Genomic DNA, 15139 nt, shown 5'->3' on the forward strand with positions numbered 1-15139 from the left:
GGATGACGGGCGGCATGCGGCTTGCTCGCCAACAAGTTCCATCCACATCGACATCAGCGGAGGTGTCATGCAGCGATATTCCATTCGTCACGTATCGCGAGCCGTCTTCGCCGGCATCCTGATTGCGGGCCTGGCGGCAGGCGCGGGTTGCCAGAAGAAGAACGACAACGGTGCCGCGAGTTCCGACTCGGGTGCGAGCGGCATGTCGGCCGCGCCGTCCACCGCACCGTCGGCTATGCCGAGCAGCGGCGCGATGGGCAGCAGCGACAGCGGCGCGAGCATGCCGGGCGCGGCCTCCGCGCCGGCCGGTGCGAGCGGCGGCTGACGCGCGGTTCGCGGCATGGGCGGCGCCGGCTGCGCGCCGGCAGATTCGCTGCCCGTTCGAGGGCCGTGCAGTGCCGGCCGGGCACGCGCGCCGGCCGGCGTGCGTGCGCGCGGCCGTGCGCATGAAGGATTTGCAAGAATCGTTGTAGCGATTTCCGGACCGGCGACGCCCGCATGAAGCCGGCGTTCGCCGGCCGGGCAAGGAGGTGCGATGCAGAACGCGGAATCGAACTCAACCCCGGAAAAGCAGCGCGAACAGATCGAGAAGAGCCCGGTAAAGACGCCGGCGGCCGGCGGCGACATGCCGGATGCGGCGACCCAGGCGGCGGAGGTCGCGCGGCGCCCGCTGACGCCCGAGGCGATCGCCGGGAAGATGCCGACGGGCCTGCCGCCGATCGACGTCGACGCGCATGCGGTCGACAGCGGTGACCCGGTGCGCCGGGCCGCCGGCCGGATCGTCACGCTCGACAACGCGAACATGGCGATGACCGACAGCACGGTCGACGTCGACGGCAAGGGCCTCCAGGCGCGCAGCGGCGCGTCGGAACGGCAGGACAACGTGATCTATTCGAACGCTTCGCTCGACGACGCGGTCGACACGCCGGACCAAGGGCTTGGCGGAATCGAGAGCCGGTCATCGGGCAACCTGCCGCAGATCGCGACCCGGCCGGGCTGGCGCGTGCGCCACGTCGGCGACGTCGATGTCGAGCACGGCAGCAGTACGCGCGCCGAGCACGTGATCCGCTTCGAGCGGACCGATTGATACGGAGGTCGAACCATCGAGGCGGCCGGTGCCGAGCGCACCGGCCGCCTCGACCGTTTCAGGCCCTTACTGCGGACCCAGTTCCTGCGCGGACGTATCGGCGTCGTTGCCCTGCGCGACGAGCACGTGAATGTCGTTCGGCGTCACGTCGCCGACCCCGCCGGACGGAATCGTCAGGAGCAGCCAGTCGGCATTGTTGTTGATGTTGACCGGCGCGGTCTTGAGGATCGGCGTCTTGCTGCCGGCCGTCGTGACGATCACCTGGTAGCTGCCGCCGTTCAGATAGACCGAATCCTGCGTCGACGCCGGCACGGCGTTCTGGTACGCGGTGCCCGCCATCGTCGGGCTCTGCGTCGTGATGTCGGTGCCCGGCGGCACGACGTACACGTCGACGTTCTGCGCATTCGGCGATGCGTTGAAGCTGCGCACGCGCGCCTTGTCGGACAGCAGGCCCTTGTCGTACGGATCGTCGATCACCGAGATCAGCGACGTCGTGCTCGGCAGCGCGATCGTCGTGTAGTGGTGGCCGTTCGCCGCGCTGAACGATTGCGAGGCGACCGTCGACGTCGTGCCGGACACATCGTAGCTGGCGTTCTGCGTGCCCGAATCGACGTCGTGATAGCGCGTCACGCCCTTGTACGCGATGCCCGACTGGTCGAGCTTCGCATTCAGGTAGTAGTCGAGGTTCGGCCCGGCCGGGACCGCGTTGATGAAGCGCGCCTGCGGCTTCGAGATACCGAGTACCGTGCCGGCGTCGTTGCCGTCGCCGCCACATGCCGCGAGTACGGAAACGACCGAGCACAGGGCTACCAGCGTTCGTATTGATTTCATGTTGTCCTCTCGTTCAGGGAGCCTGCTTGCGATGCGGGGTCGCCGCGCGAAAAGTCGCGCGGGGCGCAACGCCGGTTGAGGGAAGGATGGCTGTCCGCCGGATCGGCGGGCGCGTGGATGGCGCAAGCGGTGTGCCTGCACGGCGCGGGGCGGCGAGAAAGTGACGAGGCGGGCGACGGGAAGCGGCGGCGGGACGCGCGCACGCGCCGTTGGAGCGCGGCGCGTGGGAGGCGAGATGGCCCGCGCGATCGGCGCGGTTGTAAAAACGACCGTACCGCGCGGGCAGCGTGTGGCGTCAGCGGTTCACGAGCCGGGCCGGATAGGCGAGCGCGAGTGCGCAGCCGACCACCATGCATGCGGCGAAACCGTACAACCCCGCGCTTTGCGTATGAAACGTGTCGCGCAGCCAGCCGATGAAATAGGTGCTGCCGAATCCGCCGAGGTTCGCGATCGAGCACGCGAACGCGATCCCGCCGGCTGCGGCCGGCCCTTTCAGGAACGTCGACGGCAATGCCCAGACGACCGGCATCGCGGCGGCCGCGCCCGCGTTGATCAGCGAGAACAGCAGCACCGTGCCGAACGTGCCGTGCGACGACGATGCCGCGATCGCCAGCGCGACGGCCGACACCATGAACGGCACGACGATATGCCAGCGGCGCTCGCGCGCGCGGTCGGAGCTGGCGCCGCAGTACAGCGTCGCGAGCACGGCCGCGGCATTCGGAATCACCATCAGCCAGCCGATGTGATACGCGTCCTTCACGCCGGTGTCGCGCAGGATCGTCGGCAGCCAGAAGCTCACCGCATAGAGGCCGAGCAGCACGCACAGGTCGATCAGGCCGAGCGCCCATACCTTCGGATCGGAGAACGCGTTGGCGAGTGCATGACTCTTGTTGCCGGCCGGATCGGCGTCGAGATTCGCGCGCAACGTGCGCTTCTCGTCGGCGTTCAGCCAGTGCGCGGATTCGATGCCGTTGGGCAGCCAGCGCAGCACCGCGAAGCCGAGCAGCACCGACGGCAGCGCTTCGAGCAGAAACAACCACTGCCAGCCGCCGAGCCCGTGCGCGCCGTCGAACGCACGCATGATCCAGCCGGAAATCGGGCTGCCGATCATGCTCGACAGCGGCAGCCCGACCATGAACAGCGCGACGATCCGCGCGCGGCGCGCATCGGGATACCACTGCGTCAGGTACAGCAGCACGCCGGGCAGGAAGCCGGCCTCGGCCGCGCCGAGCAGGAAGCGCACGACGTAGAACTGCATCGGCGTGTGCACGAACATCGTCGCCCCCGACAGCAGCCCCCACGTGATCATGATCCGCGCGATCCACAGCTTCGCGCCGACGCGTTGCAGCACCAGGTTGCTCGGGACTTCGAACAGGATGTAGCCGGCGAAGAACAGGCCGGCGCCGAGCCCGTACACGGTATCGCTGAACTTCAGCGCGTCGAGCATCTGGAGTTTCGCGAGCCCGATGTTGATGCGGTCGAGATAGGCCGCGAAGTAGCACAGGCAGAAGAGGGTGATCAGGCGCAGCGTGACCTTGCGATACAGATTGCCGTGCAGCGCGCCGTCGGGGGAAACGGCGGCGCTCGGGTGTGCGGTAGACATGGGATTGCCCCTGTTCGAATGTGACGGATGAATGGGTGGCCGATCGACGCGAGCGGACGTTCCGCTGCGCACTGGAGTCTGTATATCACGGCAATTAAATAGCGTACACACTAGAAAATACCGAATCGCACAGGCATGATTACGGCCGCTGGGAGGAGGGTGTTTGCGTGTGAAAAACCGCGTGTTGAACGAGGTTTTTTACGGAAAGTCGTACGATTTATAAGAAGAGGACAGGTGTGGTCGGCATGCACAAAATTCGTGCGTATGCGCTTAAAAGTAGAGTGTGTGCACGGAAGTCTGCCAATGCGCTCGAGCATCTGCGCGGAAACCGGCTTGCCCCTGCGGCGGCGCCAGTCGCGGCGACGCGCGCGGCGGACGAGGCAAGCCGTGTCGGGCGATCGTCGGGCGCACCGCGCGCTGACCACCGCGCATCCTGATGCACCGCAATGAAGCGGCACCCCGCCGGCCGGTCGCGCCGAATGGAGGGTGTACACTGCTTGTCTTTCCCTTACATGCGGCGTGGGCCTGCACTTTCATGGCGTCTTCGAAGGATTCCTACGACTTTCACGATCAGATCGGGCACTTGCTGCGCCGCGCGTATCAGCGGCACGTGTCGATCTTCCAGGAAGCGATCCCCGATTCGGATCTCACGGCCGCGCAGTTCGTCACGCTGTGCGCGGTCAAGGAGCGCCAGGCGTGCTCGCTCAACGACATCGTCAAGGCAACCGCGATCGACCAGGCGACGATTCGCGGCGTGGTCGATCGACTGAAGGCGCGTGCACTGGTCGAGGTGCTGCCCGATCCGAACGACGGCCGCAAGCTGATCGTGCGCGCGACCGCTACGGGCCTCGCGCTGATCGACCGCACGGTGCCGTTCGCGCGGCAGGTGACGGAGCGCACGTATGGCACGCTCAATCCGGGCGAACGGGTCGCGCTGCAGTTCCTGCTGCGCAAGATGATGGACGAAGACGGCGACGCGTGACGTGCGCCGCCCGTCGGGCGCGATCCCGCGATGAAACCCGTGGCCTCTAGACCGTGCCGGCTGCCGTTTGCGCACCGACCGCATCGACCGCACCGGTCGTCATCAACCGGCCTGCGTCGCGCAACGCGGCGCGGACCGTCTCCGGCGTAAACGGCGGCGCGTAGAACCGCACGCCGGTCGCATCGAACAACGCGTTCGCGACGGCGGCGGGGCCCGGCACCGACGCCGATTCGCCCGCGCCGAGCGGCGGCTCGCCCTGCCTCGGCATCAGCACGACGTCGACGTCCGGCACTTCCGCGAAGGTGAGGATCGGATAGCTCGCCCATTCGCGCGACGCGACCTTGCCGTCGGCGAAGCGCACGCGCTCCTTCAGCGTGCGGCTCAATACCTGGATCACGTTGCCGTGGATCTGATGGCGCACGCCGTCGGGATTGATCATCGTGCCCGTGTCCTGGCCGACCGTGACGCGTTCGATGCGGATCTCGCCCGACACGCGATCGACGCTCAGGTCGACGATCCATGCCGACCACGCCGCGCCGAAACCAGGGAAGCGGCTGTGTACGTAGCGCGCGTACGCGATGCCGCGGCCGTGCACGTGCCGCGATCCGTCGCGTTCGCGATCTTGGCGCGGCACACGCGGCGTCCAGCCCGCGCGCTCGGCCACCGCCTGCAGCAGTTCGATCGCGCGCGCATCCTGCAGATGGCGCAGCCGGAACGCGAGCGGATCGACGCCGGTCAGCGCCGCGCATTCGTCGGCGAACGCATCGTGCGCGAACGAGTTCGGCAGCGCCGACACGCCGCGCAGCCACGACGCGCGCACGAGCGGCGCGAGATCCTCGCAGACGAAGCGGCGATGCGGGCTCGCGTACGGCGACACGGCCGTGCGGTCGCCCATCTCGAACACGCGCGGCCCGGGCGCGATCGCGCCGGTCAGCAGCGCCGCGAGCAGCGGCGCGTCGTTGGACGGATAGCGCGTCGTGAAGTCGTAGCCGAGCAGGCGGCCGTCGCGCGTGACGGTGCCGGTCACCTGAATCAGCTGGCCCGTGCCTTTCGGTTCCCACAGATGTTCGTCCGCGCGCGAGAGCTGCACGCGCACCGGGCGGCCGACCGCGCGCGACAGCAGCAGCGCGTCGCCGCATACGTCGTCCGCGCCGTTGCGGCCGTAGCAGCCGGCCGCTTCCATCCGCACGACGTCGAAATCGGCTTCGTCGCGCGCGATGAGCGTCGCGAGGTCGTAGCGCAGCGACACGGGATTCTGCGTGCCGGACCACACGGTGATCCGGCCGCAGCCGGGCGCGCGGTAGTCGGCGAGCGCGCAGGACGGGCCGATCGAGCCGTGCATCTGGTACGGCCACGCATAGGTGCGCGACAGCGTGATCGTGTCGGCCTGCGCACGCGCGGCGTCGACGTCGCCTTCATCGAGCAGCACGCGGCGCGTGGCCGGCGCGGCGGCGATCGCGGCGGCCGGCTCGTCGAGCGGCGGCAGCGCGGGGAGCGGCCGCCACGTCACGCGCAACTGCCGCGCCGCGCGGATCGCGTGTTCCTCGCGCTCGGCCACCACGCCGACGAAATCGCCGATCGTCACGACGGCCACGAGCCCCGGCACGTCGGCCACCGACGCGCGGTCGACGTCGACGAGCGACGTGCCGACGAATGCGCCGCTGTCGTGGCCCGCATACGGCGGCCGCACGACGCGGCCGTGCAGCATGCCCGGCACGCGCACGTCGTGCACGAACGTGAGCTGGCCGGTCGCCTTCGCGGGCAGGTCGACGCGCGGCGACGAACGGCCGACGATCCGGTATCGGGCGGGGTCCTTCGTGCGGGTGTTCAGGTCCAGCGTCAGCGCGATCCGGCGCGCGGCGACGAGCGCGGCGAACGTTGCCGTATGTCCGTTCGCCGAGATCGTCGCGTCGTCGACGTGCAGTTGCGCCGCGTCTGCTCCGAACCGTTCGGCGGCGAGTGCGAGCAGCGCATGACGCGCCTGCGCGGCCGCGCAGCGCAGCGGTGCCGCGGAAATCTGGATCGTCGCGCTCGCGATGGTCGGGCCCTGGTTCGGTGTCGCGGCCGTGTCGCCGAGCACCATCGTCACGCGCGCGGCCGGCACGTCGAGTTCCTCGGCGACGATCTGCGCGAGCGACGTCCGGATGCCGGTGCCGAGATCGACGTGGCCGTTGAATGCGAGGATGCGGCCGTCGTCGAGGATCGCGACGAACACCTCGGGCAGCGCCGGCACGTAGGACGACAGGCTGCCCGGCTGGCCGGGCGCCGGCTTGACGGGCGGCGCGGGCGGCCGGATCACGGTCAGGCAGCCGTCGCGCGCGAGCAGTTCGGAGCGGTTCACGGATCGAGGGTCCTGTCGAGGAGGGGGCGGCGCGCGGCCGGCTGCGGCGTGTGCGGGGCGAGGCGGCCGGCGGCGCAGCCATCCGGTTCGCGGTGTGTGCCAAGCACGGTGACGGTGGCCGTCGCCGCGAGCATGCGCGGCACCAATCTAGGCCGCCAAAAGCGCAGCGTCAATCGCGCGGACGGGTGCCGGCCAGCCACGCCGCCAGCCCGCCGCGACGCTTCAGCGCGTGCGCGCCTGCATCGCATCGATCGCGGCGACCGCATCGTCGAGCGGCATCACGGCCGCGTATTTCTGCTGCATGTCGAACAGGTTCGCGTCGTGCGGTGCAATCGCGCGATCGCCTACACAGTCGGCGAGCACGAGCGGTCGGAACCCGTGCGACATCGCGTCGACCACGCTCGCGCGCACGCAGCCGCTCGTCACGGCACCCGCGACGAGCAGCGTCTGCACCGCACGCTGCGCGAGCCACGGCGCGAGCTGGGTGCCGAAGAACGCCGACGGCACGGTCTTGCGCACGACGAGTTCGCCGGGCGCGGGCGTGAGCTCGGGCACGATCGCGCTGTTCGGATGGTGCTCGGTCAGCGTCGCCATGCCGGGCACCTTCAGCGAGAACACGTTGTCGTCGCTGCCGTCGTCCGCATACACGATGCGGCTGTGCGCGACGGGCCAGCCGCGTGCGCGGGCGAGCGCGAGCGCATGCGTCGTGCGCGCGATCGCCGGCGCGATGTTGCCGCCGCCGAACGTCGCGGGATCGGCGAAGCCGACCACGAAGTCGACGATCAGCAGGCCGAGGTTGCCGTGCGGCGGCAGCGGCGTGCCGAAACCCTGCTGGCGATAGACGTTCGCTTCGGCGTGGCGGGAAAGATCGTTCATGGTGTCGGGTGCTCGTGGGTCACGCGGGTTGATCGGTCACGCGGCCGTCGCGCACGACGGTTGCGCCGTCGAGTTCGACCGTGCAGCGGCGCAGCGGGATGTCGATGTGGCAGGTGGTCGTGCGGGTGCCGCCGCCTTCGTTGTTCGGGCCGAGCGAGAACAGGAAGTTGCCCTCGAACGCGCGCGCGTCCATCCCGATCGTCGCCTCGCGGTCGTACAGCCCGAGCGTCGACCAGCGTGCGCGCGGCTGCAGCCCCCAGCCGATGTGCGAGATCGCATAGCCCTCGGGGTCGGCGAAGGTTTCCATGTAGTCGCGCAGCAGGGCGGCGTCGACGCCGCCTTCGATGCGCGTCGCATAGCCGCCTTCGACGGTCAGTACGATCGGTTCGCTCACGTAGCGCTTCTGCGGCAGCAGGATGTCGCCGCGATCGATCACGATCGTGCCGCGCGCGGTGCGGTCGTTCGGGTAGGTCAGCGCGAAGCCGCTCGGCCAGTGGTCCCAGCGGCCCGGCGCGTCGACGAAGCCGTACTCGGCCGTCGGCGGAAACTCGCCGAGCGGACACACGAGCGCGGTGCCGGCCGCCGACGTCACGCGCATCTCGCGGGCGGCGGCGATCCGTTTCGCCGCGGCCAGCACGCGCGTGCGGTCGGCGAGCGTCGGCACCATCCGCACCAGCACTTCGGGCGGCTCGACCGCGAGCAGGATCTTCGTGCCGGCCTTCAGGATCTCGTGCTGTTCCGGCGAGAACAGCAGCGTCATCAGGTCGAGCACGAGATCGCTCTCGCGCAGTGCGGCGATCGCCGCGCGGTTGCCGGTCAGCGGCGTCGTGCCGAGATACGCGAGCGGGTCGCGGCTGAACGCCTTGTCGCCGTTTACCGGCGGCAGGTCGAGCCGGTTGACGATGGCGCCCATCGATTGCGTCGCGATCAGCGCGCACGACAGCGTCTGCGGATGGGTGGCCGCGCTCGTCAGGATCGTGACGGTCTGGCCCGGTTCGAGGCGCGACAGCGTGAGCACCTGCTTCCACGCGTCGATCAGTTGAATGTCGCTGACTGGCATCGTCGGCTCCGGTAAAGGCGTGAAGGAAAGGGGCGGGCGCCGCGCGATCAGGCCGCGAGCGGCGCGCCGAGGAAGTCGCCGAATGCCGCGTAGAAGCCCGGTGCGTTGTCCCACGGAATCATGTGGCCCGCGTCGGGCACGCGCACGTGCCGCATCGACGGCGTCGCGCGCTGCAGCTCGGCGACGTCGTCGTCGCGCACCACGTCGCCGCGCTCGGCCGTGATCAGCAGCGACGGCACCGCGAGTTGCGCGGCGTCCGCGTGGAAATCGTCGGTATGAAACCCTTCGTACGATGCGCGCACCGCGCGCTCGTCGCAGGTGTGCAGCCATTCGGCGCGCAACTGCAGTTCGGCGTCGGTCCAGGTCGGGCAGAACGCGCGCATGCCGTCGGCGTCGGTGCCGGCGCGCGCGAGCGCCATCGAGTCGATGTACCACGGCAGCTTGCCCGGATAGTCGCGCCGGTTCGGGCCCGACACGGGCGGATCGACGAGCACGACCGACGCGAGGCCGCGGATGCCGCGTCGCGCGGCGCGCGCGGCGATCCGCGCCCCCATCGAATGGCCGACGAGGCTCGTGCGCGGCAGGCCGAGCGCGGCGACGAGCGCCGCGACGTCGTCGGCCTGCGCGTCGAGGCCGTAGTCGAGCGACGGCGACGCGTCGGACAGCCCGCGCCCGCGCACGTCGAGCACATAGGTATCGAACGCCGCGCCGAATACTTCGCCGACGAACCCCCACGTGATCGCGGGGCTCGTGATGCCGGGAATCAGCACGATCGCCGGGCGCGCCGCGCGTGCGCCGGTCGCGCCGCCGTAGCGCAGATAGTGCTGGCGGATGCCGTTGGCGCGGACGTTCGCGCCGTACAGGAAAGTCGAGGGCATGGATGGACTCCGTCGAAAGGGCCGCGCTCAGTACGCGCCGGACAGCAGCGCGCCGGCGCCGGGCACGACCGGTTCGAGGTCGAGTTCGCGCAGCATCGCGTAGGTCGTCGCGATCGCGGCCGTAATCACGGGCTTGCCCGTCATCGCCTCGACCTTCGCGACGGCCGGCAGCGACGGCATCTGCACGCACGCGGACAGCACGATCGCATCGGCGTCCTGGTACGGCAGCGTCTTCACGATATCGGGCAGGCGCGCCGGGTCGTGGCGGCCGACGTCGAGGTTGTCGGGGATTTCCAGCGCGCGGTACGCGAGCACGTCGAAGCCTTCGTTGCGGATGTAGTCGACCACGAGTTCGGTGAGCGGCAGCATGTACGGCGCGACGACGACGATCCGCTTCGCGCCGATCACCTTCAGCGCGTCGACGAGCGCGCCGGCGCTCGTCAGCACCGGCGCCTGCGCGCCGTTGTCGGCCGTGTGCTTCGTCAGGCGCGCCTGCGACACGCGGTGGTAGCCGTGCCCCATCGCCATGATCGCGACGAGGCACGCATAGCCGAGCACGTCGACGCGCGCGTCGCTCAGTTCCACCGCGCAGCGGTCGGATTCGGCGTCCATCGCCGCGAGTTCTTCCTTGACGACCTTCTTCATCCGCATCCGGCTCGAGTGATACGTGAAGCGCTCGGGACGGATCGCTTCGCGCAGCCGCAGCATCGCGGGAATCTCGGTTTCCATCGTCGTGTTGGAACTCGGCACGATCTGGCCGATGCGGTAGGTCTTGCTCATGACGGGAGGCTCCGTGTCGGTAAGAGTGGGGCGATGCGCTGGCGCGGGATCGCCTGATGTCGAGCAAAGTCTAGTGTGTACATTTGAAAATGGCAATGGATCAAAATGATGTCAATCGTGCCGTAAGCGTTTGTCGATAAGAAAATTAAAGGAATTATTGGTGTTTTCCCGAATGCTGTTGCGACGGCCAACAATCCGCTTGTCCTGAATAAATTGAGTGTGTACGCTACATAAACGCCATTCAATCCGCCCGTTCCCGCGCCGCGTTCGGCAACGGGCCCACGATCAGGAGATCCGCATGAGCACACCCCGTATCGCAATCATCGGCGCCGGTCTCGGCGGCACGGCCGCCGCGGCGCTGTTGCAGCGCCGCGGCTACGACGTCGCGCTGTACGAGCAGGCGCCGGCGTTCTCGCGCCTCGGCGCGGGCATCCATCTCGGCCCGAACGTGATGAAGATCATGCGGCGCATCGGCTGCGAGGAGGCGCTGGAGGCGATGGGTTCGCATCCGGATTGCTGGTACAGCCGCGACTGGCGCACGGCCGACGTGCTCGCGCAGATTCCGCTCGGCGACTACGCGCGCAAGACCTACGGCGCGAGCTACCTGACCGTGCATCGCGGCGATTTCCATGCGCTGATGACGCAGGCGGTGACGCCCGGCACGATCCGCTTCGGCAAGCGGCTCGCGGCGGTGGACGACACCGGCGATGCGGTGCGCCTGACGTTCGCCGACGGCAGCATCGAGACGGCCGACATCGTGATCGGCGCGGACGGCGTGAATTCGCGGATCCGCGAGCACCTGCTCGGCGCGGAGCCGCCGCGCTACACGGGCTACGTCGCGCACCGCGCGGTGTTCCCGGCGTCGCTGCTCGGCCACAAGCCGTACGACATGTGCGTGAAGTGGTGGTCGGAGGATCGCCACATGATGGTCTACTACGTGACCGAGAAGCGCGACGAGTATTACTACGTGACCGGCGTGCCGCAGGCGGAATGGCCCGAGGGCGTATCGATGGTCGACAGCAGCCGCGACGAGATGCGCGAAGCGTTCGCGGGTTTTCATGCGGACATCCAGCACCTGATCGACGTGTCGCCGTCGATCACCAAGTGGCCGCTGCTCGAACGCGATCCGCTGCCGCTGTGGTGCCGCGGCCGCCTCGTGCTGCTCGGCGACGCGTGCCATCCGATGAAGCCGCACATGGCGCAGGGCGCGGCGATGGCGATCGAGGACGCCGCGATGCTCGCGCGCTGCCTCGGCGAAGTCGGCGTCGGCGATTACGCCGCAGCGTTCGCGCTGTACGAGGCGAATCGCGCGGCGCGTGCGTCGAAGGTGCAACTCGTGTCGCACAACAACACGTGGCTGCGCACGAACGAGGATCCGTCGTGGGTGTTCGGCTACGACGTGTTCGACGTGCCGCTCGTCGCGCCGTCGCGCAACGGGATCGCGGCGGCGGCCTGACACGTGCGCGGCGCTTCGCTGCGTCGCCGCGGCGGGCGCCCGTGCGCCGGTACGCCTGTTTTTCGGCGTGTTATATGTCGGGCGCGCCGGTGGCCGTGCCCGCCGCCGGCCGCTTGCCAACGGCCGCCTTCGTCCCGCGCGCCGCATTCCGGATTCATTCATGTCCCATTCCGCTTCTTTGTCGCGGCCGCCGGCGTTTCGCGTGAACGGCACGCCGCACACCTTCGACGACGCGGCGCCCGATGCGCCGCTGCTGCTGGTCCTGCGCAACGACTGCGCGCTCAACGGCCCGAAATACGGCTGCGGGCTCGGGCAGTGCGGCGCATGCACGGTGCTGGTCGACGGGCAGGCGACGCGTTCGTGCGTCGTGCCGGCCGCCGCCGCGAACGGGCGCGACGTCACGACGCTGGAAGGGCTCGGCTCGCGCGACGCGCCGCATCCGATCCAGCGCGCGTTCATCGACGAGCAGGCCGCGCAATGCGGTTACTGCCTGAACGGGATGATCATGAGCACGAAGGCGCTGCTCGACCGCAATCCGGCCCCGGACGATGCGGCGATCCGCGATGCGTTGCGCTTCAACCTGTGCCGCTGCGGCACGCACCTGGAGATCATCCGGGCCGTGCAGCGCGCGGCGCGCTATCTGCGAGGCGATGATGAAGCCTGACGCCGCCGTGCCCGTCGCGGCGGAGCGCGCGACGGTGTCCGGGCCGCGCGATGACGCGGGCGCCGATGCATTGCGCGCGCACCATGCGCACTACACCTGGCCGATGGACGATGCACGCGCGCAGGTAGCGCTCGACATCGAGGCGCGCACCGGGGCCGACGGGCGAATGACGACGTGGCGCTATCGCGCGCAGGCGGCAACGGACGATCCTCACGCGCCGCACGGTGCGCAAACCGAATGCACGGAACCCGCCCCCGTCGCGCCGTTCGTCTACCGGCACGCGCAGACGTCGATCGAACTCGCCGACGCCGGCCACGCGATTCCCGGGCAGGCGCACGCGTTCGCGCGCGAATCCTTCGTCGACGAACTCGCGGGCGCGTTGCGGCGTGACCCGGTCGCGTTGCGCCTGCAGCATCTCGATGCGGCGCGGGACGCGGGGCCGCGCGAAATCATCCGGATGGTCAGCGAGCGCGCCGCATGGGGCGCGCCGGCCGCGATCGACCCAGGTGCGCAGGCGCGCCTGCGCGGGCGCGGTTTCGCTTTCGACGGCGCCGTCGCACCGTCCGGCAACACGCCACCGGCCGCTGCTGCTGCCGCCGCCGAGAGACAGGACGGCGCTGCGCAGTGGTCCGCATGGGTCGTCGATCTCGACGTCGACCGCACGACGGGCGACGTCGCGGTGCGGCGCGTCGTGGCCGGGCAGGGCGCCGGCGAGCCGGGCGCCGCGTCGATGGCCGGCTTGCCGGCGTGGCAGATCGAGGCGGCGATTTCGCGCGTGATGGGTGCGCGCCTGTCCGCGCGGCCCGCGCATGACGAACCCGGCGCGGGCACGCCGCCGGACGCGATCGCACACGAACTGGTGGCGCTCGACGCCACCGCGCATCGCGCGCACGGCGAACTGTCCGCGCACGATGCACGCCGGATCGAGCAGGCGGCCGCGCCGGCCGCGGCGGCGATCGCGAACGCGCTGTACGACGCGACGGGCGTGCGGTTTCGCGCACCGCCGTTCGATGCCGCGCGCATTCGCGCGGCGCTGGCGCGGCCGATGCCGGTCGATGCCGGCGAAGGGCCACAGGGCGCCCCGCGCCGTGCGTCGCGCTGGCGCCGCTGGCTGGCCGGCGGCGGCGTGGGCGGCGTGGTCGGCGGGCTGATCGGTCTCGCATGCGCGATCCTGCCGGGCCCCGCGCCGATCGCCCCCGTGACGACCGGCGGCGCGGACGGCGCGATGTGGAGCGCGGCGACGCTCGAGCGCGGCCGGCAGGTGGCGCTCGCCGGCGATTGCGCGGTGTGTCACACCGCGCCCGGCGGCGCGACCAACGCGGGCGGGCTCGCGCTCGATACGCCGTTCGGCACGATCTACACGACCAACCTCACGCCCGATCCGGAAACCGGCATCGGCGCGTGGTCGTATCCGGCGTTCGCGCGCGCGATGCGCGAAGGCATCTCGCGCGACGGCACGCACCTGTACCCGGCGTTCCCGTACACGGCGTTCGCGAAGCTGAGCGAGCCGGACCTGCTCGCGCTCTATGCGTACCTGATGTCGCAGCCGGCCGTGAAGCACGCGCCGCCGAAGACGACGCTGCCGTTCCCGCTCGACCGGCGGCGCCTCGTCGCCGGCTGGAACTGGCTGTATCACGATGCGCGGCCGTTCGCGCCGGACCCGGCACGCTCCGCGATGTGGAATCGCGGCAAGTACCTGGTCGACGGCGCCGGGCACTGCGGCGCGTGCCACACGCCGCGCAACGCGCTGGGCGCGGAGCGCGGCGGGCGCGCCTACCTGTCGGGCGGCGAGGCAGAGGGATGGGTCGCGCCGCCGCTCGTCGCGTCGGCGGCGGCGCCGGTGCCGTGGACGGAAGGCGCGCTGTTCGACTACCTGCGCACGGGCTTCTCCGCGCAACACGGCGTCGCGGCAGGGCCGATGGCGCCCGTCGTCGCGGGGCTCGCGGCGCTACCCGAGGCCGACGTCCGGGCGATCGCGCACTATCTCGCGTCGCTGTCGCCGCCCGTCGATGCGGCGGCCGCCGCCGACGCGGCCGCGCGGCACGCGCGGGGCGCGGAAGCCGTCGCGACGCTGGGCCTCGAGAACGGTCGCCGCGCTTTCGACGCCGCGTGCGCGGTCTGCCATGCGGAATCGGGCGGCGTCGGGCATTTGGGCGTCCGCCCGCTGATGGGGCTCAACACGAGCGTCAGCCAGGCCGCGCCGGACAACCTGCTGCGCGTGCTGCATCACGGGATCGACCAGCCGGCCACCGGCGCGCTCGGCTACATGCCGGGCTTCGGCGACGCATTCGACGATCGGCAGATGGCCGAACTCGCCGCTTACATCCGCGCGCGCTACGCGCCGGGGCAGCCGGCATGGCCGAATCTCACGCAAGCGTCGGCGCGGATCAGGCAGGAGGCCGCGCACTGATCGGCGACCGCGCCACACGCGCCAGCCGGGCCGGCCGGGAAAAATGACCCATTGACGGCATCCGACCCGGAAACGGGGCAGAAATAATGGCGCATTTTCATCATCGTTTAACCATTCGAAACAATGTGTTCACCGAAAGGGGCATGATCTCCGGCGATCGGGCAGGCATAC

General features: G+C 70.1%; 13 protein-coding genes. 5 read left to right on the forward strand and 8 right to left on the reverse strand.

Translation table 11 applies throughout. The features are described from left to right. Positions 1-87: 87 nt before the first annotated feature. Complete coding sequence (locus WJ16_RS24235) at positions 88-342, reverse strand: hypothetical protein (RefSeq protein ID WP_226240140.1); 255 nt, start codon at positions 340-342, stop codon at positions 88-90. Positions 343-535: 193 nt separating this feature from the next. On the opposite strand from WJ16_RS24235, the gene WJ16_RS24240 reads away from it, so the two are divergent. Beyond that, the gene (locus WJ16_RS24240; RefSeq protein ID WP_069259588.1) at positions 536-1087 is read left to right on the forward strand and encodes a DUF3005 domain-containing protein; all 552 of its coding nucleotides are present in this window, start codon (positions 536-538) and stop codon (positions 1085-1087) included. Between the two features lie 66 nt (positions 1088-1153). Here WJ16_RS24240 and WJ16_RS24245 read toward each other — a convergent pair whose 3' ends face one another. Both WJ16_RS24245 and WJ16_RS24250 read right to left on the reverse strand, forming a co-directional pair. Beyond that, positions 1154-1918, reverse strand: a complete 765-nt coding sequence (locus WJ16_RS24245) for a DUF4397 domain-containing protein (RefSeq protein ID WP_069259589.1) — start codon at positions 1916-1918, stop codon at positions 1154-1156. 295 nt (positions 1919-2213) lie between these two features. Further along, entirely contained in the window at positions 2214-3521 is a 1308-nt protein-coding gene (locus tag WJ16_RS24250) for an MFS transporter (protein ID WP_069259590.1), read from the reverse strand. A gap of 535 nt (positions 3522-4056) precedes the next feature. Between WJ16_RS24250 and WJ16_RS24255 the strand changes: the two genes are divergently transcribed. Then, on the forward strand, positions 4057-4503 hold the full coding sequence (locus WJ16_RS24255) for a MarR family winged helix-turn-helix transcriptional regulator (protein WP_069259591.1): 447 nt from the start codon (positions 4057-4059) through the stop codon (positions 4501-4503). A gap of 46 nt (positions 4504-4549) precedes the next feature. On the opposite strand, the gene WJ16_RS24260 is transcribed toward WJ16_RS24255, so the two are convergent. The 5 genes from WJ16_RS24260 to WJ16_RS24280 form a co-directional block, all read right to left on the reverse strand. Beyond that, positions 4550-6844 (reverse strand): xanthine dehydrogenase family protein molybdopterin-binding subunit, encoded by a 2295-nt coding sequence (locus WJ16_RS24260; protein WP_069259592.1) that lies wholly within the window; start codon positions 6842-6844, stop codon positions 4550-4552. Positions 6845-7066: 222 nt separating this feature from the next. Then, the gene (locus WJ16_RS24265; protein WP_069259593.1) at positions 7067-7720 is read right to left on the reverse strand and encodes an isochorismatase family protein; all 654 of its coding nucleotides are present in this window, start codon (positions 7718-7720) and stop codon (positions 7067-7069) included. Positions 7721-7739: 19 nt separating this feature from the next. Next, a complete protein-coding gene (locus tag WJ16_RS24270; protein ID WP_069259594.1) occupies positions 7740-8780 on the reverse strand; it encodes a 2,5-dihydroxypyridine 5,6-dioxygenase NicX family protein in 1041 nt (346 codons plus the stop codon). 47 nt (positions 8781-8827) lie between these two features. After that, the gene (locus WJ16_RS24275; protein WP_069259595.1) at positions 8828-9658 is read right to left on the reverse strand and encodes an alpha/beta fold hydrolase; all 831 of its coding nucleotides are present in this window, start codon (positions 9656-9658) and stop codon (positions 8828-8830) included. A gap of 27 nt (positions 9659-9685) precedes the next feature. Further along, positions 9686-10438: a maleate cis-trans isomerase family protein gene (locus WJ16_RS24280; RefSeq protein WP_006483547.1), complete on the reverse strand. Its 753-nt coding sequence runs from the start codon at positions 10436-10438 to the stop codon at positions 9686-9688. 298 nt (positions 10439-10736) lie between these two features. On the opposite strand from WJ16_RS24280, the gene WJ16_RS24285 reads away from it, so the two are divergent. The 3 genes from WJ16_RS24285 (at position 10737) to WJ16_RS24295 (ending at position 14968) form a co-directional block, all read left to right on the forward strand. Then, positions 10737-11894, forward strand: coding sequence for an FAD-dependent monooxygenase (locus WJ16_RS24285; protein ID WP_069259596.1), 1158 nt, complete (start codon positions 10737-10739; stop codon positions 11892-11894). Positions 11895-12054: 160 nt separating this feature from the next. Further along, positions 12055-12558 carry a (2Fe-2S)-binding protein gene (locus WJ16_RS24290; RefSeq protein ID WP_069259597.1) on the forward strand — a complete coding sequence of 168 codons (504 nt, stop codon included), beginning with the start codon at positions 12055-12057 and terminating at the stop codon, positions 12556-12558. After that, positions 12548-14968, forward strand: coding sequence for a cytochrome c (locus WJ16_RS24295; protein WP_069259598.1), 2421 nt, complete (start codon positions 12548-12550; stop codon positions 14966-14968). The genes WJ16_RS24290 and WJ16_RS24295 overlap by 11 nt, the downstream gene beginning before the upstream one ends. Positions 14969-15139 lie beyond the last annotated feature (171 nt).

It is taken from the genome of Burkholderia metallica, assembly GCF_001718555.1.
Lineage (GTDB): Bacteria > Pseudomonadota > Gammaproteobacteria > Burkholderiales > Burkholderiaceae > Burkholderia > Burkholderia metallica.

What these genes read in the sequence shown, in the direction of transcription:
- WJ16_RS24285 (WP_069259596.1), top strand. Translation starts at nt 10,737, where the DNA reads ATGAGCACACCCCGTATCGCAATCATCGGCGCCGGTCTCGGCGGCACG.
- WJ16_RS24290 (WP_069259597.1), top strand. Translation starts at nt 12,055, where the DNA reads ATGTCCCATTCCGCTTCTTTGTCGCGGCCGCCGGCGTTTCGCGTGAAC.
- WJ16_RS24295 (WP_069259598.1), top strand. Translation starts at nt 12,548, where the DNA reads ATGAAGCCTGACGCCGCCGTGCCCGTCGCGGCGGAGCGCGCGACGGTG.
- WJ16_RS24270 (WP_069259594.1), bottom strand. Translation starts at nt 8,780, where the DNA reads ATGCCAGTCAGCGACATTCAACTGATCGACGCGTGGAAGCAGGTGCTC.
- WJ16_RS24265 (WP_069259593.1), bottom strand. Translation starts at nt 7,720, where the DNA reads ATGAACGATCTTTCCCGCCACGCCGAAGCGAACGTCTATCGCCAGCAG.
- WJ16_RS24280 (WP_006483547.1), bottom strand. Translation starts at nt 10,438, where the DNA reads ATGAGCAAGACCTACCGCATCGGCCAGATCGTGCCGAGTTCCAACACG.
- WJ16_RS24240 (WP_069259588.1), top strand. Translation starts at nt 536, where the DNA reads ATGCAGAACGCGGAATCGAACTCAACCCCGGAAAAGCAGCGCGAACAG.
- WJ16_RS24235 (WP_226240140.1), bottom strand. Translation starts at nt 342, where the DNA reads ATGCCGCGAACCGCGCGTCAGCCGCCGCTCGCACCGGCCGGCGCGGAG.
- WJ16_RS24255 (WP_069259591.1), top strand. Translation starts at nt 4,057, where the DNA reads ATGGCGTCTTCGAAGGATTCCTACGACTTTCACGATCAGATCGGGCAC.
- WJ16_RS24275 (WP_069259595.1), bottom strand. Translation starts at nt 9,658, where the DNA reads ATGCCCTCGACTTTCCTGTACGGCGCGAACGTCCGCGCCAACGGCATC.
- WJ16_RS24250 (WP_069259590.1), bottom strand. Translation starts at nt 3,521, where the DNA reads ATGTCTACCGCACACCCGAGCGCCGCCGTTTCCCCCGACGGCGCGCTG.
- WJ16_RS24245 (WP_069259589.1), bottom strand. Translation starts at nt 1,918, where the DNA reads ATGAAATCAATACGAACGCTGGTAGCCCTGTGCTCGGTCGTTTCCGTA.